An 18,587-nucleotide genomic window follows, 5' to 3' on the forward strand; every position below is an offset into this window, starting at 1 on the left:
CGTCGATGGCCCATCAGAACAGCCCGGCGAGGCTGGACGCGGTGCCGTGGTCGGTGTCGTCGAACGAGTCGGCGGTACTCCGGAGCTTCGACCCGACCGCAGCCAGCGCCGCGACGGCGAACCCCAGCGAGTGTTCGGCCGCGTCCGCGGACGGCAGATACCCGTTCGCGAACGTCGTTCCGGTCTCGTCGGAGCCCCAGCACTCGCCCTCACCGTCGAGGGTCGCGGTCAGGGTGGCGGCGACCTCGGCCATCCGCTGCGACAGGGCATCGAATCGGGGTGCGACGCCGCGCAGATGCGCCGGGTCCACCCACAGCTGCGCGCTCACTGCCAGCCGTCCCGCAGCAGCGGCCGATTCCACGACCCGTCGTCGGGGTCGGGAACGAGGTCCGGCAGATCCGGCAGGGTCTCGGTCGCGGACACGATCGATCCCATGATGCGCATCGACTCGGCCTGCGCGGCCTCGCCGGCGCGGCGGGCGGCGTCGGTCATCGCGCGACCCAGCGATTCGGGGCTGGAGCGCCGGAACGCGTCCGGTGCCAGGTGCACCTCGACCACCCCGCCGACCGAGTTCACCACCACCTGCACCAGCCCGCCGACGGACTCACCCGTAACGCGCAGCTGTGCCACCTGATGCTGAGCGGCATGCAGATCCTGCGTCTGCCGGTCGAGCGTGTCCAGCATCGAATCGATCTGACCCTGCAATTCCTGCTCACGCACCCGCAGGCGTTCACGGTCGAACATGAATCCCCCCTTGACGTCTCGCGTCGCACCCCGCCGCAGCACGGTGAGACCGCACGACCCCCACAGTCGCGTCGCGGGCGAACACTACCCCGTCACGAGGACAGCAGCGAGCAGGCGCTGCGCACGAGGGGAACCGACACGACGAAAGTAGTGCTCACGCGCCCTGACTGAACGGCACGTCCTCGACGCCGGTGTCCGCGCTGTCGGCGGCCCCCGCTCCCGCGCGCGTCCGGCCGTTCCGCGGCATGTGGATTCGCACCTCGGTGCCCTTGCCTGGCGTGGACCGCACGTCGACGTGCCCGCCTCGCCGTTCGATCCGCCCGCGAATCGACTTCGCCAGCCCCTGACGGTCCGGCGACACCTCGTCGACGTCGAATCCGACGCCGCGGTCCCGGACGAACACGCTGACCTGCTCGCGCTCGGACTCGGCGAACAGATTGATGTCGGTCTCCCCGGAATGCTTGGCCGCGTTGACCAGAGCCTCCCGCGTCGCGCCGAGCACCGCCGTGAAACTCTCCTTCGACAGTCCCTCGCCGGTGCCGTCGACATCGAGGGCCACGTCGCCGACCGTCACCGGCCGCACGGTGACGCCGTGGTGGTCCTCCACCTCGCCCGCGATGATGCGCAACGCCTCCGCCAGGCTCGAATGGTCGGTGTCTCCCCCACCGAACAACCACTTGCGCAGTTCCCGTTCCTGCCCCCGGGCGAGCCGCGCGACCTCCTGGGGATGGTCGGCCTGTTTCTGGATCAGCGCCAGGGTCTGCAGGACGGAGTCGTGCAGGTGTGACGCGATCTCCTCACGCTCGTCGTTGCGGATCCTCGCGGCGCGCTCCGCCCCCAGTGCCCGCCACAACCGCAACCACAGGGGCACGGTCAGCAGTCCGGCGCCGACCAGGGTGACCACGACGGCCAGCAACGACGAACGCAGTGCGGCGAAGTCGACCTGCGCGAGGATCACCACGCCGAGACCGGACACGATGAGCGTCACGCCACCGAGGACCCGCGCCCAGGTGAGGACGGTGGGGCGCTGCGGCAGCCCGATGACGGTGCGCGGCCCCTCCGAATCGAATTCGCGCCACACCAGGGCCGCGCCGACCGCCACCACGATGATCGGTGCGATCACCGAACCGACGCGGCCGCTGAACAACCACGACAACGCGGACGCACCGGCCAGACCGATCGCGATCAGCCCGTACGCTCTGCGCCGCTCGGACGCACTGGGCTTCTCCGTGTCCGAACCCGCGGCCGTGAAGATCCACAACAGCCCGTAGCCGACGATGCCCGCGCCGGCGAGCGCGGCGAGACAGGCGAACGCGACCCGCACCTTCATCACGTCGACATCCAGCTGGTCGGCGATACCACCTGCGACGCCGCCGACGATGCGGCCACCGGTCCGGCGTTCGAGCCGCGGCATGGGGAGACCGCCGGGGGGTACCGGCGCGGTCACGGCGCCCGCGTACTGGGCGCCGCCCGCGGACGTGTTCACAGGTTGCACACCTTCGATACTGGCACGATCCCCGGGCCGCGGCATCAGGGTCCGACCCTGACTTCGAGCCGCGTTCCGGCCCACCCCGACCGGAAAGATCAGGGTACTTCCCGATGTACGCGCGATGCGGCGGCCGGAACGATGGTCGTATGAGCAATGGGAGCTTCCAAGAGCAGATACAGGATCTGTGGCGGACCCGACCGGTGCGGTTGCCCGGCCGTGGCCACGTCGCCGGTGTCTGTGCGGGAATCGGCTACCGCTACGGCGTCGATCCCGTACTGATACGAGTCGCGTTCGTCGTGTCCACCATTTTCGGCGGCGCCGGTGTGCTCCTCTACCTGGCGTGCTGGCTCGCCCTCACGAAGTCGGGCGACCCGGCCTCCCCCGCGGAGTCGTTGATGGGACGCGGTCACAGCTCCGACTCGGGCACCAAGACCATCGTCCTCCTCGTCGCACTGGCGATCGCGGTGAGCACCGTCGGCCCCTTCGGCGTCGGCCTCGGCGGCTCCGGGCTGATCAGCATGGCGCTGATGCTCGGCGGCCTGTGGCTGCTGTACCAGCGGCAGCCGATCCCCCCGCCGTCGCCCGTCGGAGCCGTCGCCCCCGGTGTCGGCACCGGCTATCCCGGGACGAGTTTCTCGCCCGGACAGTTCGGCGCCAACCCGTTCGGCCCGGGCACATACGGTTCGGGTGCGTACGGTCCGTACACGAAGCTTCCCGACTCCTACACGCCGAGCACACCTCCCACCACTGGGCAGCCGGCGGACGCGACCGGCGAGACCCCCACCGAGGCACTGAAACCCGAAACCGCTGCCGCCCAGACCGATCCGGTGTCGTTCGAGAAGTCCCCGACCGCCGGTCCGCGGGTCGACGCACCGTCGGCGCCGTTCGCGCCGCTCGAACCGCGACCACCGGCATGGGACCCGCTCGGTGTCGCCCCGTTCGCATGGGACCTGCCCGAGCCGGCCAGAACCACCACTCCCGCAGTACAACCGGAGCGCACGCATTCCCGCCTGACCACCATGGTGATCGGACTGGCCATCCTCGCAGCCGCGGCAGCGACGGCGCTGGCGGTCGCCACCGGATCCGACTGGCTGAACCCCGGTCGCATCGGCGCGGTCGCGCTCGCCGTCCTCGGAGTGGGGCTGCTGATCGGCGGCTTCCTGCGCAAGGGCTACGGGCTTCTCGTCGTCGCAGGCCCGCTGATCGGTTTCGTGATCCTCGCCTCGCTCGTCGGGTCGCTCGACCTGAACAGCGAGAACATGGGCGACCGGACCTGGGTGCCCCTGACGGCCGCCGACATCGAACCCGCCTACTCCGGCGGGTTCGGCAGCTTCACGCTCGACCTCCGGAACGTCACGCTCACCGAGGACAAGACGGTCGACGTCAGCGGTCAGTTCGGTGAGGTCGTGGTGCTCCTGCCGCCCGGCATGAACGTCGAGAACCACTGCACCGCCCAGTTCGGCGACGCACAGTGTCTCCCAGACGGTCTCGACGGCGGTGCCGACGGAACGGACGGTCACGTCCTGACCCTCAATGCAGATGTCCGGTTCGGAAGTATGGAGGTGCGCCGTGGATGACGTCGACGACACTCAGGACGGCGAGCAGACCCGGACGCGCAAGCGCCCGTCACCGCTCCTGCTCCTCGCGGGGGTGGCAGCACTGCTGGTGAGTGGATGGGCGCTCGCGGGGCCGTTCTCGCTGGAGCCGCTCGCGAACGTCGAATTCCGCTGGCTGTTCGTGGTGGTCGCGGTGCTGGTCGGCGTGGTACTCGTGTTCGCACCCAACCGGCGACGATAGGCGCTGACGCGCACGTGCGCGGTGAGCGAGTCAAGCGACTCGCTTACCGCGCACTGTGCGTCACTCCCACTCGATGGTGCCCGGCGGCTTGCTCGTGATGTCCAGCACGACCCGGTTGACGTCGTGAACCTCGTTGGTGATCCGGGTGGAGATCCGCTCGAGAACGTCGTAGGGCAGTCGCGTCCAGTCCGCGGTCATCGCGTCCTCGCTGGACACGGGGCGGAGCACGATCGGGTGCCCGTAGGTGCGTCCGTCGCCCTGGACGCCGACGCTGCGGACGTCGGCGAGCAGCACCACCGGGCACTGCCAGATCTGGCCGTCGAGCCCGGCGGCCGTCAACTCTTCGCGCGCAATGGAATCCGCGTGACGCAGCAGGTCGAGCCGCTCCTGGGTGACCTCGCCGATGATGCGGATGCCGAGCCCGGGGCCGGGGAACGGCTGGCGTCCCACGATCTCCTCGGGCAGGCCCAGCTCGCGCCCCACCGCCCGAACCTCGTCCTTGAACAGCAGGCGCAACGGTTCCACGAGCGTGAACTGCAGGTCTTCGGGCAGGCCGCCGACGTTGTGGTGGCTCTTGATGTTGGCCGTGCCGGTGCCGCCGCCGGATTCCACGACGTCGGGGTACAGCGTGCCCTGCACGAGGAATTCGACCGTGTCGCCGTGCGCGGCGTTCTCACCGAGCACGTCGCTGACGGCACCCTCGAAGCTGCGGATGAACTCGCGGCCGATGATCTTGCGTTTGGTCTCCGGGTCGGACACCCCGGCCAGTTCACCGATGAAGGTGTCGGCCGCGTCGACCGTGATGAGCCGGGCGCCGGTGGCGGCGACGAAATCCTGCTCGACCTGCGCACGCTCCCCGGCCCGCATCAGACCGTGGTCGACGAACACACACGTCAGGTTGTCGCCGATCGCGCGCTGCACGAGCGCCGCCGCGACAGCGGAGTCCACACCGCCCGAGAGTCCGCAGATCGCTTTGCCGTCGCCGACCTGCTCGCGGACCTGCTCGACGAGGGCGTCGGCGATGTTCGCGGCCGTCCAGGCGGGGGGGATGCCGGCGATCTCGTGGAGGAACCGGCTGAGCACCTGCTGGCCGTGCGGCGAGTGCAGAACCTCCGGGTGGTACTGCACACCGGCCAGCTTGCGGGCCCGGTCCTCGAATGCGGCGACGGGTGCGCCCTCGCTGGTGGCCGTCACCTCGAAGCCTTCGGGGGCCTCGGTGACCGCGTCGCCGTGACTCATCCACACGGGCTGACTGGACGGCAGCCCCTCGTGCAGCAGACCGCCCTGCACCTTCAGGTCGGTGCGGCCGTACTCACGGGTGCCGGTGTGGGCGACCGTCCCGCCCAGTGCGCCGGCCATGGCCTGGAATCCGTAGCAGATGCCGAACACCGGGACGTCCAGATCGAACAGGGCCGGATCGAGCTGGGGCGCCCCGTCGGCGTAGACGCTCGACGGCCCGCCGGACAGCACCACGGCGAGCGGATTCTTGGCCGCGATCTCCTCGACGGTCGCGGTGTGCGGGACCACCTCGGAATAGACCTTGGCCTCACGCACCCGCCGGGCGATCAGCTGCGCGTACTGCGCGCCGAAGTCGACGACGAGGACCGGTCTCTGTTGCTCGATATCTGCCACCGGATCAGTCTAATCGGCGCAGCTCTGTGGTCTGCGCGACCCCACGACCCGGCCCTCGCCGGCGCTATGCAACGCCGTGCTTCCGGGTGTCGGGCAGCACCGAGCCGTTTCGGATCTCGACGATCGGCAGCACCAGCGCGGCGGGCGCGCCTTCCGGGACGACCGGCTTGATCGGCGCGACCGGGTTCAGGCGCCGGTATCCCTCGCCCTGCGCCGGACGCAGATCCACTTCACCCTTGTTCGGCCACAGCGACGCCGCACGCTCGGCCTGCGCCGAGATCGTCAGCGACGGGTTGACGCCCAGGTTCGCGGAGACGGCCGAACCGTCGACCACGCTCAGCGTCGGGTAACCCCATACCCGGTGGTAGGGGTCGATGACGCCGTTCGACGGTTCCGACGCGATCGTGCAGCCGCCGAGGAAGTGCGCAGTGAGCGGGATGTTGAACACGTCGCCCCAGGTGCCGCCTGCGCGACCGTCGATCTTCTCCGCGATCCGCCGGGTCGCCTCGTTGCCGGCCGGGATCCAGCTGGGGTTCGGCTGACCGTGGCCCTGCTTGCTGGTGACCTTGCGCCGGCCGAACAGGCCCTTCTTCGTGTACGTGGTGATGGAGTTGTCGAGGTTCTGCATCACCAGCGCGATGATGGTGCGCTCGCTCCACTTGTACGGGGTGAGGACCTTCAATGCCGTCGGATCCTTCGCGAGTTCCCTCAGGAATGTCATCCACCGCCTGCCGCCGCCGTCGGTCAGCAGCGTCTGCAGCATCGCCATCGAGTTCGACCCCTTGCCGTAACGCACCGGCTCCACGTGGGTGTCGGGCGTCGGGTGGAACGACGACGTGATCGCGACGCCCTTCGTGAGCTCGAGCGCGGGGTCCACCTTGTTCTTGGCGGCGCCGAGGATCGACTCCGAGTTGGTGCGGGTGAGCACACCCAGCCGGTCGGAGATCTTCGGCAGCGCGCCCGACTCCTTCTGGTCGAACAGCAGATGCTGCGTGCCCCACGTGCCGGCGGCCAGGACGACGTTCGCCGCGGTGTACGTCTTGCGGTTCCGGTTCTTCCGCGGCCCGCTGCGCCGGGTGAAGACGTCCCAGGTGCCGTCGGACGCCTCGCGCAGCCCCTTGACCGTTGTCATCGGGATGATCTCCGCGCCGGCCTTCTCCGCGAGGCCCAGGTAGTTCTTGAGCAGGGTGTTCTTGGCGCCGTGCCGGCATCCGGTCATGCATTCGCCGCATTCGATGCATCCGGTGCGGTCGGGGCCGACGCCGCCGAAGTACGGGTCCGGCACGGTCTTGCCCGCTTCGCCGAAGAACACGCCGACCGGGGTCTGGATGAACGTGTCGCCCACGCCCATGTCCTCGGCGACCGACTTGATGATCTCGTCCGCGGGGGTCATGTGCGGATTCTGGACGACACCGAGCATCTTGCGGGCCTGCTCGTAGTGCGGCGTGAGCTCGTCGTGCCAGTCGGTGATGTGCGACCACTGCTTGTCCTGGAAGAAGGAGGCAGGCGGCTTGTAGAGGGTGTTCGCGTAGTTGAGTGACCCACCGCCGACGCCGGCGCCGGCGAGGATGAGGCAGTCGCGGAGCAAGTGGACGCGCTGGATGCCGAAGAACCCGAGGGCGGGCGCCCAGAGGAACTTCCTGAGATCCCAGCTGGTCTTCGCGAAGTCCGCGTCGGCGTAGCGACGGCCCGCCTCGAGGATGCCGACCTTGTACCCCTTCTCGACCAACCGGAGCGCGGTGACACTGCCACCGAATCCGGAACCGACGATGAGGACGTCGTAATCCGTTGTGCGCTGCTTGCTCATCACTCGACCTCCAACGAACCTGAGTTTATTACTCGCCAGTATGCACCCGGCAGTTGTGACAGCTGCCACAAGGGTTACCTTAACTGTAACGAGAGGTATCAGGAACGGTCGCGATACCCGCAAACGCACGTCGCCCGATGCCGCACCGGCGCAGTTGAACTGCACCGATGCGACATCGGGCGACGAGAGAAGCAGTGACGGACGTACGCCTCAGGCGCGGACCGTCAGGCCTACTTTCTGGAATTCCTTCAGATCGGAGTACCCCGCCTTCGCCATCGAGCGGCGCAGTCCACCGACCAGGTTCAGGGAACCGAACGGGTCGTCCGACGGGCCGGTGAGGACCCGGTCCAGCGACGGCCGGTCACCGAACGAAACCGGCAGCATCGTGCCGCGCGGCACCGACGGGTGCGCGGCGGCCGACGGCCAGTACCAGCCGCCGCCGGGAGCCTCCGCGGCAACGGCCAGCGGTGCGCCCAGGACCGCGGCGTCCGCGCCACAGGCGATCGCCTTCGCGAGGTCGCCCGAAGACGTGATGTCGCCGTCCGCGATGACGTGGACGTAGCGTCCACCCGTCTCGTCGAGGTAGTCGCGGCGGGCGGCCGCGGCGTCCGCGATGGCCGTCGCCATCGGGAGACCGATGCCCAGCACCTCACCGGTGGTCGTGGCGCCCTCGGTGGAGCCGTACCCGACGATCACCCCGGCCGCGCCCGTGCGCATCAGGTGCAGAGCGGTGCGGTGATCGCTCACCCCACCGGCCACGACGGGGACGTCCAGTTCGGAGATGAACGTCTTCAGGTTCAGCGGTTCGCTGTCGCCGTGGGCGACGTGCTCGGCGGAGATGATCGTGCCGTGCACGACCAGCAGGTCGATGCCCGCCTCCAGCAGTTGCGGGGTCAGCGCCCGCGCGTTCTGCGGACTCACCCGCACCGCGGTCGTGACACCCGCGTCGCGGACCTGCGCCACGGCAGCGGCCAGGAGCCCCGGCTGCAACGGTGCCGCGTGCAGTTCCTGCAGCTTCTTGATCGGCGCCTCGACGTCGACGTCCGACTCCGCCAGCGCGACGAGTTCGGCGAGCTTCGCCTCGACGTCCGCGTGCCGGCCCCACAGCCCCTCACCGTTGATGACGCCGAGGCCACCGCGCTTGCCGAGTTCGATCGCGAACGACGGCGACACGAGCGCGTCGGTCGGATGCGCCAGCACCGGGATGTCGAACCGGTACGCGTCGAGCTGCCAGGACGTCGACACCTCCTTGGAGGAGCGGGTCCGGCGGGAGGGGACGATGTCGATGTCGTCCAGCTCATAGGTTCGTCGGGCTGTTCGGCCCATGCCGATCTCAACGAGGTCGCGCACGCGCGCCCCTTTCTCGTGAATCGTGACTGGTTGCTAGCGAGCGGTGTAGTTGGGAGCTTCGACCGTCATCGTGATGTCGTGCGGGTGGCTCTCCTTCAGACCCGCAGCGGTGATCTGCACGAACTGCGCGTTCTGCAGTTCCTCGATCGACGACGCTCCCGTGTAGCCCATGGCGGCCCGCAGACCACCGGTGAGCTGATGTGTGACCTGGGACAGCGGACCGCGGAACGCGACCCGGCCCTCGATGCCCTCCGGGACCAGCTTGTCCTCGGACAGCACGTCGTCCTGGAAGTAGCGGTCCTTCGAATACGACTTGGCGGCCCCACGACTCTGCATCGCGCCGAGCGACCCCATGCCGCGGTAGCTCTTGTACTGCTTGCCGTTCACCAGGATCAGCTCACCGGGCGACTCCGCGGTGCCTGCGAGCAGCGAACCGAGCATCGCCGTCGACGCGCCAGCCGCGAGGGCCTTCGCGATGTCGCCGGAGAACTGCAGCCCACCGTCGGCGATCACCGGCACACCGTGCGGCTTGGCCGCGGCGACCGCTTCGAGGATCGCGGTGATCTGCGGGGCGCCGACACCGGCGATGACGCGGGTGGTGCAGATGGAGCCGGGGCCGACACCGACCTTGACCGCGTCCACACCGGCCTCGATGAGGGCGGCCGCACCACTGCGGGTGGCGACGTTGCCGCCGATGATCTGCACGCGCTCGTCGACCTCGGCCTTGAGCTTGGAGATCATGTCCAGCACACCGGCCGAATGACCGTGGGCGCTGTCGACGACGAGCACGTCGACCCCGGCGTCGGTGAGAGCCATTGCGCGGCTCCACGCCTCGTCGCCCACACCCACGGCGGCACCGACCAGGAGCCGGCCGTCGCGGTCCTTGGTGGCGTCCGGGTGCTGCTCGGTCTTCACGAAGTCCTTGACCGTGATGAGCCCGGTGAGCTTGCCCTGGCCGTCCACGATCGGCAGCTTCTCGATCTTGTGGCGGCGCAGCAGTCCCAGCGCCACCTCGGCGGTGACACCCTCCTGGGCGGTGATCAGCGGCGCCTTCGTCATGACCTCGGACACGGCGCGGTTCTGGTCGACCTCGAAACGCATGTCGCGGTTGGTGATGATGCCGACGAGCTGTCCGGCCGCGTCGGTGACCGGGAGTCCGGAGATCCGGAACCGGGCGCACTTGGCGTCGACCTCGGCGAGGGTGTCGGACGGCTTGCAGGTGACCGGGTCGGTGACCATTCCGGCCTCGGACCGCTTGACCGTCTCCACCTGCCCGGCCTGCGCCTCGACGGACAGGTTGCGGTGCAGCACGCCCATGCCGCCTGCACGGGCCATGGCGATGGCCATCCGCGCCTCGGTGACGGTGTCCATCGCGGAGCTGACGAGCGGCACCCGCAGCCGGATGTCCCTGGTCAGCTGGCTGGACGTGTCGACCTGGCCGGGGATGACATTCGACGCCGCCGGCAAGAGCAGGACGTCGTCGTACGTGAGACCCAGCATCGCGACCTTGTTCGGGTCGTCACCGCCGGTGTGTACATGCCCTGCTGAACTTGTCATGCGGTTCGGGCCCTCCATGGAACATAGGTGCAGCGCCGGTGGCGCCGTCTGCGGACATTCAGATCTTCGATCTGGTGAAACTTGCGCGAACACGGATACAGGGAAAAGGCCGGAGCGACGATCGATATTCCCAGCTCCGCACACCATGATATCGGCTCGACGCGATCGCCACGGAGCCCACCCACGCTGGGCGTACGCCGAACGGCTGGCGCAGACCGGGCTGACCTGCGTACCGTGGTGCTGTGCGCGATCAACTGCCTCCAGGTCTGCCCCCGGACCCCTTCGCCGGCGACCCCGCCGACCCGTCCGCAGCTCTCGATGCGATCGAACCGGGCCAGCCACTCGACCCCCACGAGCGTCTCGCCGTGGAGGAAGATCTGGCCGACCTCGCCGTGTACGAGGCGCTGCTGGCGCATCGTGGGATCCGCGGTCTCGTCGTCTGCTGCGAAGACTGCCAGCAAGATCACTACCACGATTGGGACATGCTCCGTGCCAACCTCCTCCAGCTCCTGGTCGACGGCACCGTGCGCCCGCACGAGCCCGCCTACGACCCGACACCCGAGGCATACGTCACATGGGACTACTGCCGCGGCTACGCGGACGCCTCGATGAACGACGCTCTGCACGGAGACGGCTTCGACGCCTGATCCGGCACAACCCGATCCAAACCCTGTACTGACAGACGACTGTGGCCCGACACGCGAAGTGTCGGGCCACAGTCGTCTGTGCGGGTGGGCCGCCTAACCGCTAGCTGGTGGGCGGCAGCACCGGGACCGGGGTCGTCGTGGTGGGCAGCGGCACCGTCGAGGGCTGCTGAGACGGCTGCTGCTGAGTGGGCGGCTGCGTGGTCGGATTGTCCGGCGGCAGTATCGGCAACTGCATGATTGTCGGATCCGGGCTCGTGGACGGCATCGTCTCAGGCGGAAGCGGAAGCTGCGGCGGCGGCGGCGGCAAGGTGGGCAGCTGCGGCAGCGGAATGGGCGGCAGTCCCGGAATCTGCAGATCCGTCGGCAGGGTTCCCGGCAACTGCCCGACTCCCGGCACCGTCGTGGAACCGGATGTCCCCGGCACGGTGGCAGGCAACTCGGTGGCCTGCGTCGGCGCGCCGGTTGTGGTGGTTCCCGGCGCCGTCGTCGCCGGCGGCGTGGTGGGGGCGATCCTCTCGACCTCCGCGGCCAGCTTCGCCCGCCACACGTCGAGTTCGTTGCGCATGTCGGCGTCGCGTACCCCGCCGGCACGGTCGGCGGCGCCGTCGAGCAGGTTCTTCGCCGACTCCGCGTCGCCCGCGGCGATCAGCCGTTCGGCCTCCTGCAGCTGGGACGTGGTGTCGATCTGCGCGACGGTCGAATCGGCCTGCTGGCTGAACACGACCGACTTGACGCTCCACAGCGGATCGCCGGGTGCGGCGTTGTACGAGAAGATGGTGGCGCCGCCCATGACGACCGCGATCGCGGCGGCAGCGCCTGCGATGGGTCGCAACAGCCGGAGCTTGCCGCGGGCGGCGCTGCGTGCGGAACGGGCGTTGTCCGAGGCGTCGATCGCCGCGATCACGTCGTCGAGCAGCGGCCCGGTCGGCATCGGCGTCGACACGATGTCGGCACGCCAATTGGTCAGCAGAAGCGCGAGCTCGTATTGCTCCGGCGAATCCGTTGCGACGGGACCGCCACCGGCGATCGCGTCGATCAATGCGTCGTCGCGGCGCACTGCCGCGACGTCCACCGGTGCGTCGTCTCCTGGGAGATCGGCATCGGGATTGCCGTTGCGCTTGATGCCCCTAGCCAAACCTCTCACCTGCCTTTGTCACTTCTTTTTTCAGTTTCGCGATGGCTCGGTGTTGAGCCACGCGGACAGCTCCCGCGGTACTACCCACGGCCGCGGCCGTCTCCTCGGCTGACATACCGACCACGAGCCGGAGGATCAAGATCTCCCGGTGCTTCTCCGGCAGCGTGCTCAGCAGTTCGTTCATCTGCCTGCTCGCTTCCGAGTCCAGCGCCCGCTGTTCGGGTCCGTCATCGTTGGCGACGACATCAGGTACTTCGGCGACGGGCTCCGACTTGTTACGTGCGGAGTTCCGATGCGCGTCGGCGACCTTGTGCGCGGCGATCCCGTAGACGAATGCCATGAACGGCCGGCCCTGATCCTCGTAGCGAGGTAGGGCCGTCATCACGGCGAGGCACACTTCTTGTGCCACGTCGTCCGCAGAGAGTTGTCCCCTCTCCGCAGCACCGACCCTGGCTCTGCAGTAACGCACAACCAAGGGCCGAATGTTTTCCAGGACCAGAGCTAAAGCGGCCCGGTCACCCTGCGTTGCAGCGGCGACGGCGGAGTCCAACTCCTCGCTCGTGTTAGTCATCGTTGCTGAATATCCTGGCGTTACAGTGGCACCTCCCCCGATGGGTGTGCTCCCGCTCTCAGCGGAACACTCCAAGAGTAACGGTGCGGACCGAACGGTATTCGCCCGGATTCGCACCGATTCGTGAACAGCCCGGGCCCACGGGGCCCGATCAGCGGTGTCAGATTCGGAAGCGCCCACCTCGCGCCCTGATGAGCGCTTCGCACTCCTCGGACACCGCCTCCGCACGTGAGTCGGACGTCACACCACTCAGCAACATCGCAGCCGCCCACTTCAGGGGTATCAGGCCGTACCGATCGCAGCGGTCGAGCACATCCGCGGCGAGCCGCGCCGCCGGACCGGAATCGGACTCCCCCGTCATCGACGCACTCCGCAGCAGGTCCGATTTGACGTGGTGCCGCACCGATCCGGCGGCCTCCGAAATTTCTGCCGCGGCCTCGGCGTGGCGGCGCGCCGCGGTGAAGTCCCCGTCCGCGAGGAACAACTCCGCGCTCACCCAGTGCCTCCGGACGTGCTGCCGCCACAGTTCGCCGTGGGCGTGCACGTCCAGGTGCTCGGCGCACCGATCGAGCAGCCGCCTGCCCAGTGCGAGCCGGCCGCACCCCAGCGCGTCGGCGGCGAGTCCCGTCATTGCGTCGCACCGCGCCTCCACGGCGAGAACACCGTCCGACGCTCCGGGACCCGTCCCGACGACGGCCAGGGCCCGGCCGTCGAATCCGGACGACACGGCGTGCCAGCCGAGCTGTCTCAGCAGCGACGCCTGCGTGCTCCAGGCGAGCGAGACGACCGCGGGTTCGGCAACCCCGCCGCGCGTCAGGGCGTCCAGTTCGGCGCGGGATCGGCTGTAGTACCCGCGGGCACCCCAGGCCACCGCCCGCATCCAGCGTTCGACGGGAACGTCCGACTCCGGCAGGGGGCTCACGCCCGGATCGGCGCCGAACGCCGCGCGGATCAGTGGATTCGTGACTGCGGAACGGAGAGAGGAGTCGGGCACGCCGAGATCATCGCATCGCCCGCCCTCGCACCGGTCAGGTGACCGCAGCGACGGCGCCCACGGCCGCATCCAGCGCTCCCAGCACCGTGATCGTCCGCGGTAGCGACTGTGTCCGGCAGCCGGGACCGCCCGCCAGCACCGTCAGCCCGGTGCGCCTGCGGCGGATCGCCCGCAGCAGGGAGGGTACGTCGCATCCGGCGGCGGGCAACCAGAGGACGATCACGTCCGGTTCGGCGTTGGTCACGGCGGCGAGCAACGCCGACCGGCACAGTGGCAGCGCGATCCGCGTGTCCACCGACGCCGTGGCCAGGGCGGCGCCCAGGGCCCGGAATTCGAGACCGTACGGGTCCGCGGGGACCGCGTCCGGCGGGTCCGCGGGCACCTGCACGAGCAGGACCCGGCCACCGCCGCCGATCGGTGCATCCAGGGTCATCGTGGACAGAATCCCCGCGACACATTCGGCGAAGACACGGACGCTCACAGCGGCAGCGTCGGAGTTCCTGCCGTCGTCCGCCCATTCGAGCACCGGAGCGACCACCGTCGTCCACATGGAGCTGAATCCTCGCTCCGCGACCGCCCGCACGACGATCCGGCGGATGGTCACGACGTCTCGCGCCAGCAACGCACCCGACAAATTGCGGACGGCGGCCTCCGCGTCGGCGAGGCCGGAAAAGGACGACAAAAGGTTCGACGAGCCTGTTTTCGTCCCGTTCACCGAGTTGTCATCCAGATTTTCGCCGCCCGGCCGGCGGCCGCTTTCTGACGAATATGTAGCCATTGCGTTAATCGCATATCTCGCGGCCTCCGCGGAGTTTGCACCACCGTCCAGAGCCTGTTGCATGCATTCGAGCCGGGCGACGTCGCGCGACGTGTATCGCCGGTGACTTCCCTGCGGGTGGACGGAGGGGCCGATGCCGTAGCGGCGGTCCCACGTGCGAAGCGTCGACGGTGCCACCCCGAGCCTTCTGGCCAGCGCGGATACCGACATCGTGGGTCCCTCGTCCGGAGATCCGGAGGGGGTCTGCGTTTCAGGCTCCGCGGGCTGGGGCACCCGCACATCGTTACCCGTACCCCCAAGGTCTTTCAACCCGAAACGGAAACACGGAAACGCGGGAAAGTAAATATTTTCCAGGTTAACTTTCAGCTCGTGGGATATGTAAATCCCCACTGTGAACAACTATTGACGCGATTTCCGAACCGACTCTACGGTTAGCAACGTGAATGATTCAGCGGCTTGAACGTCGAGCCCACGGTCCGCTCGCCGCCCGAGGCGAGCTTGCAGCTAAGGAGTCCACATGCCTGCACCCAACCACCTTCCCGGCCCGAACGCGGATATCTGGGATTGGCAGATGCACGGACTGTGCCGCGGAGTCGACTCCTCGATGTTCTTCCATCCCGACGGGGAGCGCGGCCGTGCCCGCGCACAGCGGGAAACCCGTGCGAAGGAAATGTGCAGACGCTGCCCGGTCCTCGCCCAGTGCCGCAATCACGCGCTGAGCGTGTCCGAGCCGTACGGGATCTGGGGTGGAATGTCCGAAACGGAACGCGAGATGCACGCCCGGCACAGACGCGGCCGGATCGCCGTTTGACCGCTCGCCCACACTCACCGAGGGACCCTCGCCGCCGTGCGAGGGTTCCTCGCGTCACTTCGATCCCCTCGCCACCCATCCACGGCGACTCGGTCTCCGAATGCCTACCGGCTGGAGGAGATGAGCGGACATGCACGCTACCGTGGTTCTCGATGAAGCGAGACGAGCGCTGGTGACGAACCACGAGGGCAAAACCCCGGCAGACGACGTGTGCTCGGCGGACGCGGCCGGGGCACACAGCGCCCGGGCCACCGAATCCGCGGAGCTCCACGACACCATGGCCCGCGTGGCGAACGGGGACGCCGACGCATTCGCCGAACTCTACGACCGGACGAGCGCCCGAGTCCACGGCATGGTCCTGCGGGTGCTGCGCGACCCCGGGTACGCGGAGGAGACGACGCAGGAAGTCTTCCTCCAGGCCTGGCGCACCGCGTCGAACTTCGACCCGGCAAAGGGTTCCGTCATGTCGTGGCTGATGACACTCGCGCACCGCCGGGCCGTCGACCGCGTGCGCTCGGAGCAGGCAGGCACCGACCGCGAATCCCTCTACGAGACCACCAACATCGCGGGGCCGTTCGACCACGTCACCGAGGAGGTGACTCGCCGGCTCGAGCATCAATCGGTGCTCGTCTGCCTCGACTCGCTCACGGACATGCAGCGTGAGTCCGTTGCGATGGCGTATTACGACGGCCGCACCTACCGGGAGGTCGCCTCCCAGCTGGGGGTCGCGCTGTCGACGGTGAAGACGCGCATCCGTGACGGATTGACGCGTCTTCGCGGCTGCCTGGGAGGTCTGTGACATGAACGACGAACTCGTGGGCATGGCCTACCCGTATGCACTCGACGCACTCGACGACACCGAGCGCCGCGAACTCGACACCGATCTCGCAGGCACCGACGGGGACACCCGCTCCACGTTCACCGACGAGGTCCGGCGGATCCGCGAAGCGTTCGCGGTGGTGAGCGCGGTGGGCGCCGTCGAACCGCCGCCACGGGTGCGGATCCGGGTCCTCGATGAGATCAGGCGTCCCGCGCCCGCGCCGACGTCGCTCGCCGAGCGTCGCTCCCGCAGGCGGCGCTGGCAGATCGCCGCCGCCGCCGCCGCGGCCGTCGGGGTGCTCGCCGGCGGAACGGTGATCGTCCGGCAGCTCACGGAAGGCCCGGCGCCCACAGTCTCGGAACAGGTGCTCGACGCCGCCGACATGCACTCGTCGACGAGTCCGATCGCGGCAGGCGGGTCCGCGACCGCCAGCTACTCGAAGTCGCAGGACGCCGTGGTGTTCGTGATGGACGGTGTCGCCCCGCCCAGCGCGGACACCGTGTATCAGCTGTGGTTGATGCCCGAGTCCGGGGACGACCCGGTGCCCGCCGGAACCATGTCGGCCGGCGACATGCAGCCGACCACGACGGTCGTCCTCGACGACGTGGGGTCGATGTCGAAGCTGGCCGTCACCGTCGAACCGCCCGGAGGGTCACCCCAGCCGACGTCGGAACCGTTCGCGGTGCTGCAACTGAGCTGATCCGGCCGCCGCCGGACACAGAGAAACCCCCGCGCGGTGATCCGCACGGGGGTTTCTCGTTCGAACGATCGGAGCCCGATCGGCCGCGACGGCAGAGCCTAGTGGCTGTGCCCGTGGCCGGTCTGCTGCTCTTCCGCTTCCGCGGGCTTCTCGACCACGGCACTCTCCGTGGTGAGGATCATCCGCGCGACCGAGGCCGCGTTGACGACCGCGGAGCGGGTGACCTTGACGGGGTCGACGACACCGTCGGCGAGCAGGTCGCCGTAGGTGAGGGTCGCGGCGTTGAAACCGTGGCCCTTGGGCTGCTCGGCAACCTTGCTGGTGACGACGGCACCGTCGAGACCGGCATTGCTGGCGATCCAGAACAGCGGCGCCTGCAGTGCTTCGCGCACCACCTTGACGCCCGTGGCCTCGTCCCCGGTCAGACCGAGGTTGTCGGCCAGCTCGGTGCTCGCCTGGACGAGGGCGGAACCGCCACCGGGGACGATGCCCTCGGCGACTGCAGCCTTCGCGGCGTTGACGGCGTCCTCGACGCGGAACTTGCGCTCCTTGAGGTCCGTCTCCGTGGCCGCGCCGACCCGGATGACGGCGACGCCACCGGCCAGCTTCGCCAGACGCTCTTCGAGCTTCTCGCGATCCCAGTCGGAGTCGGTGTTCTCGATCTCGCGGCGCAGCTGCGCGACGCGGCCCTTGATGTCGTCGTCGGTTCCGGCGCCGTCGACGATCGTGGTCTCGTCCTTGCTGACCACGACGCGGCGGGCGCTGCCGAGCAGGTCCAGTCCGGCGTCCTTCAACGTGAGGCCGACGTCGGAGTTGATGACCGTGCCGCCGGTGACGACGGCGAGGTCGTCGAGGAACGCCTTCCGGCGGTCACCGAAGAACGGCGCCTTGACGGCGACGGCCTTGATGGTCTTCCGGATGGAGTTGACCACGAGCGTCGAGAGAACCTCGCCCTCGACGTCCTCCGCGATGATGAGGAGGGGTTTGCCGCTCTCGGCAACCTTCTCCAGCAGCGGCAGGAAGTCGGGCAGGGACGTGATCTTCTCGCGGAACAGCAGCACGAGTGCGTCCTCGTACACGGCCTTCTGTGCGTCGAGGTCCGTGACGAAGTACGGCGACAGGTAGCCCTTGTCGAACTGGACGCCCTCGGTGATCACGAGCTCGGTCGCCAGGGTCGAGGATTCCTCCACCGTCACGACGCCGTCGGTGCCGACGCGGGTGAGCGCCTCGCCGACCATCTCGCCGATCTCCTCGTCACGCGAGGACACGGTCGCGACCTGGGCGATGGACGTCTTGCCCTCGACCGGCTTCGCGGCGGCGAGCAGTGCCTCGACGACCTTGTCGGCCGCGGCGTTGATGCCGATGCCGAGCGCCATCGGGTTCGCACCCGCGGCGATGTTCTTCAGACCGCCCCGCACGATGGCCTGAGCCAGCACGGTCGCGGTGGTGGTGCCGTCGCCTGCGACGTCGTTGGTCTTGGTGGCGACGCTCTTGACGAGCTGCGCTCCGAGGTTCTCGAACGGGTCCTCGAGCTCGATTTCCCGGGCGATGCTGACACCGTCGTTGGTGACGGTCGGGCCGCCGAAGGCCTTCGCCAGCACTACGTGGCGGCCACGCGGACCCAAGGTCACCTTGACCGCGTCGGCAAGCTTGTCGACTCCACGCTCGAGAGACCGGCGTGCGATCTCGTTGAACTCAATCTGCTTGGACATGTGTTCTGTCTTCTCCTGGATCTCAGGGTTACGCGCGTGAACG

The 18,587-nt window shown here is 68.7% G+C and carries 18 protein-coding genes; 6 read left to right on the forward strand and 12 right to left on the reverse strand.

Translation table 11 applies throughout. From position 1 onward, the window contains the following. Positions 1–13: 13 nt before the first annotated feature. The 3 genes from BLV94_RS13315 to BLV94_RS13325 form a co-directional block, all read right to left on the reverse strand. Positions 14–328 (reverse strand): WXG100 family type VII secretion target, encoded by a 315-nt coding sequence (locus BLV94_RS13315; protein WP_072945792.1) that lies wholly within the window; start codon positions 326–328, stop codon positions 14–16. Next, positions 325–744 carry a YbaB/EbfC family nucleoid-associated protein gene (locus BLV94_RS13320; protein WP_072945829.1) on the reverse strand — a complete coding sequence of 140 codons (420 nt, stop codon included), beginning with the start codon at positions 742–744 and terminating at the stop codon, positions 325–327. Before BLV94_RS13320 ends, BLV94_RS13315 begins: the two co-directional genes overlap by 4 nt. A gap of 154 nt (positions 745–898) precedes the next feature. Beyond that, positions 899–2,275 carry an ATP-binding protein gene (locus tag BLV94_RS13325; RefSeq protein WP_072945790.1) on the reverse strand — a complete coding sequence of 459 codons (1,377 nt, stop codon included), beginning with the start codon at positions 2,273–2,275 and terminating at the stop codon, positions 899–901. Between the two features lie 68 nt (positions 2,276–2,343). Between BLV94_RS13325 and BLV94_RS13330 the strand changes: the two genes are divergently transcribed. Together BLV94_RS13330 and BLV94_RS13335 are read left to right on the forward strand one after the other, a co-directional pair. Then, the gene (locus BLV94_RS13330) at positions 2,344–3,810 is read left to right on the forward strand and encodes a PspC domain-containing protein (RefSeq protein WP_083395566.1); all 1,467 of its coding nucleotides are present in this window, start codon (positions 2,344–2,346) and stop codon (positions 3,808–3,810) included. Continuing rightward, a complete protein-coding gene (locus BLV94_RS13335) occupies positions 3,803–4,030 on the forward strand; it encodes a hypothetical protein (RefSeq protein WP_072945785.1) in 228 nt (75 codons plus the stop codon). The genes BLV94_RS13330 and BLV94_RS13335 overlap by 8 nt, the downstream gene beginning before the upstream one ends. Positions 4,031–4,090: 60 nt before the next feature. Here the strand turns inward: BLV94_RS13335 and guaA are convergent, their stop codons facing one another. The 4 genes from guaA to guaB all read right to left on the reverse strand — a co-directional run bounded on the left by guaA (position 4,091) and on the right by guaB (position 10,376). Further along, positions 4,091–5,662, reverse strand: a complete 1,572-nt coding sequence (gene guaA / locus BLV94_RS13340; RefSeq protein ID WP_072945783.1) for a glutamine-hydrolyzing GMP synthase — start codon at positions 5,660–5,662, stop codon at positions 4,091–4,093. Positions 5,663–5,726: 64 nt separating this feature from the next. Next, positions 5,727–7,469: a GMC family oxidoreductase N-terminal domain-containing protein gene (locus BLV94_RS13345; RefSeq protein WP_072945781.1), complete on the reverse strand. Its 1,743-nt coding sequence runs from the start codon at positions 7,467–7,469 to the stop codon at positions 5,727–5,729. 210 nt (positions 7,470–7,679) lie between these two features. Continuing rightward, positions 7,680–8,819, reverse strand: coding sequence for a GuaB3 family IMP dehydrogenase-related protein (locus BLV94_RS13350; protein ID WP_072945780.1), 1,140 nt, complete (start codon positions 8,817–8,819; stop codon positions 7,680–7,682). 33 nt (positions 8,820–8,852) lie between these two features. Further along, positions 8,853–10,376 carry an IMP dehydrogenase gene (gene guaB, locus BLV94_RS13355; protein WP_005239781.1) on the reverse strand — a complete coding sequence of 508 codons (1,524 nt, stop codon included), beginning with the start codon at positions 10,374–10,376 and terminating at the stop codon, positions 8,853–8,855. Positions 10,377–10,618: 242 nt separating this feature from the next. On the opposite strand from guaB, the gene BLV94_RS13360 reads away from it, so the two are divergent. Next, positions 10,619–11,023 carry a DUF5319 domain-containing protein gene (locus tag BLV94_RS13360; protein ID WP_005239778.1) on the forward strand — a complete coding sequence of 135 codons (405 nt, stop codon included), beginning with the start codon at positions 10,619–10,621 and terminating at the stop codon, positions 11,021–11,023. Positions 11,024–11,123: 100 nt separating this feature from the next. On the opposite strand, the gene BLV94_RS13365 is transcribed toward BLV94_RS13360, so the two are convergent. From BLV94_RS13365 to BLV94_RS13380, 4 genes are all read right to left on the reverse strand, one after another. After that, complete coding sequence (locus tag BLV94_RS13365) at positions 11,124–12,167, reverse strand: anti-sigma-D factor RsdA (protein ID WP_072945779.1); 1,044 nt, start codon at positions 12,165–12,167, stop codon at positions 11,124–11,126. Continuing rightward, complete coding sequence (locus BLV94_RS13370; RefSeq protein WP_072945778.1) at positions 12,151–12,729, reverse strand: sigma-70 family RNA polymerase sigma factor; 579 nt, start codon at positions 12,727–12,729, stop codon at positions 12,151–12,153. Before BLV94_RS13370 ends, BLV94_RS13365 begins: the two co-directional genes overlap by 17 nt. A 160-nt stretch (positions 12,730–12,889) precedes the next feature. Beyond that, positions 12,890–13,723 (reverse strand): hypothetical protein, encoded by an 834-nt coding sequence (locus tag BLV94_RS13375; RefSeq protein ID WP_072945827.1) that lies wholly within the window; start codon positions 13,721–13,723, stop codon positions 12,890–12,892. A 34-nt stretch (positions 13,724–13,757) separates the two neighbouring features. Then, positions 13,758–14,711 (reverse strand): MerR family transcriptional regulator, encoded by a 954-nt coding sequence (locus tag BLV94_RS13380; RefSeq protein ID WP_244163587.1) that lies wholly within the window; start codon positions 14,709–14,711, stop codon positions 13,758–13,760. Between the two features lie 307 nt (positions 14,712–15,018). On the opposite strand from BLV94_RS13380, the gene BLV94_RS13385 reads away from it, so the two are divergent. The 3 genes from BLV94_RS13385 to BLV94_RS13395 all read left to right on the forward strand — a co-directional run bounded on the left by BLV94_RS13385 (position 15,019) and on the right by BLV94_RS13395 (position 16,832). Beyond that, positions 15,019–15,312, forward strand: a complete 294-nt coding sequence (locus BLV94_RS13385) for a WhiB family transcriptional regulator (protein ID WP_005239766.1) — start codon at positions 15,019–15,021, stop codon at positions 15,310–15,312. Between the two features lie 130 nt (positions 15,313–15,442). Further along, positions 15,443–16,111 carry a sigma-70 family RNA polymerase sigma factor gene (locus BLV94_RS13390; RefSeq protein WP_072945776.1) on the forward strand — a complete coding sequence of 223 codons (669 nt, stop codon included), beginning with the start codon at positions 15,443–15,445 and terminating at the stop codon, positions 16,109–16,111. Between the two features lies 1 nt (position 16,112). Then, on the forward strand, positions 16,113–16,832 hold the full coding sequence (locus tag BLV94_RS13395; RefSeq protein WP_072945775.1) for an anti-sigma factor: 720 nt from the start codon (positions 16,113–16,115) through the stop codon (positions 16,830–16,832). A gap of 98 nt (positions 16,833–16,930) precedes the next feature. Here BLV94_RS13395 and groL read toward each other — a convergent pair whose 3' ends face one another. After that, positions 16,931–18,544: a chaperonin GroEL gene (gene groL, locus BLV94_RS13400; protein WP_072945774.1), complete on the reverse strand. Its 1,614-nt coding sequence runs from the start codon at positions 18,542–18,544 to the stop codon at positions 16,931–16,933. Between the last annotated feature and the right edge of the window lie 43 nt (positions 18,545–18,587).

Origin of the sequence: Rhodococcus koreensis (assembly GCF_900105905.1) — a bacterium.
Classification (GTDB): domain Bacteria; phylum Actinomycetota; class Actinomycetes; order Mycobacteriales; family Mycobacteriaceae; genus Rhodococcus_F; species Rhodococcus_F koreensis.

Coding starts and splice junctions, on each gene's coding strand:
- BLV94_RS13370 (WP_072945778.1), bottom strand. CDS start 12,729: ATGACTAACACGAGCGAGGAGTTGGACTCCGCCGTCGCCGCTGCAACG.
- BLV94_RS13330 (WP_083395566.1), top strand. CDS start 2,344: ATGTACGCGCGATGCGGCGGCCGGAACGATGGTCGTATGAGCAATGGG.
- BLV94_RS13380 (WP_244163587.1), bottom strand. CDS start 14,711: ATGTCGGTATCCGCGCTGGCCAGAAGGCTCGGGGTGGCACCGTCGACG.
- guaB (WP_005239781.1), bottom strand. CDS start 10,376: ATGACAAGTTCAGCAGGGCATGTACACACCGGCGGTGACGACCCGAAC.
- BLV94_RS13385 (WP_005239766.1), top strand. CDS start 15,019: ATGCCTGCACCCAACCACCTTCCCGGCCCGAACGCGGATATCTGGGAT.
- BLV94_RS13395 (WP_072945775.1), top strand. CDS start 16,113: ATGAACGACGAACTCGTGGGCATGGCCTACCCGTATGCACTCGACGCA.
- BLV94_RS13325 (WP_072945790.1), bottom strand. CDS start 2,275: ATGCCGCGGCCCGGGGATCGTGCCAGTATCGAAGGTGTGCAACCTGTG.
- BLV94_RS13320 (WP_072945829.1), bottom strand. CDS start 744: ATGTTCGACCGTGAACGCCTGCGGGTGCGTGAGCAGGAATTGCAGGGT.
- BLV94_RS13345 (WP_072945781.1), bottom strand. CDS start 7,469: ATGAGCAAGCAGCGCACAACGGATTACGACGTCCTCATCGTCGGTTCC.
- BLV94_RS13390 (WP_072945776.1), top strand. CDS start 15,443: ATGCACGCTACCGTGGTTCTCGATGAAGCGAGACGAGCGCTGGTGACG.
- groL (WP_072945774.1), bottom strand. CDS start 18,544: ATGTCCAAGCAGATTGAGTTCAACGAGATCGCACGCCGGTCTCTCGAG.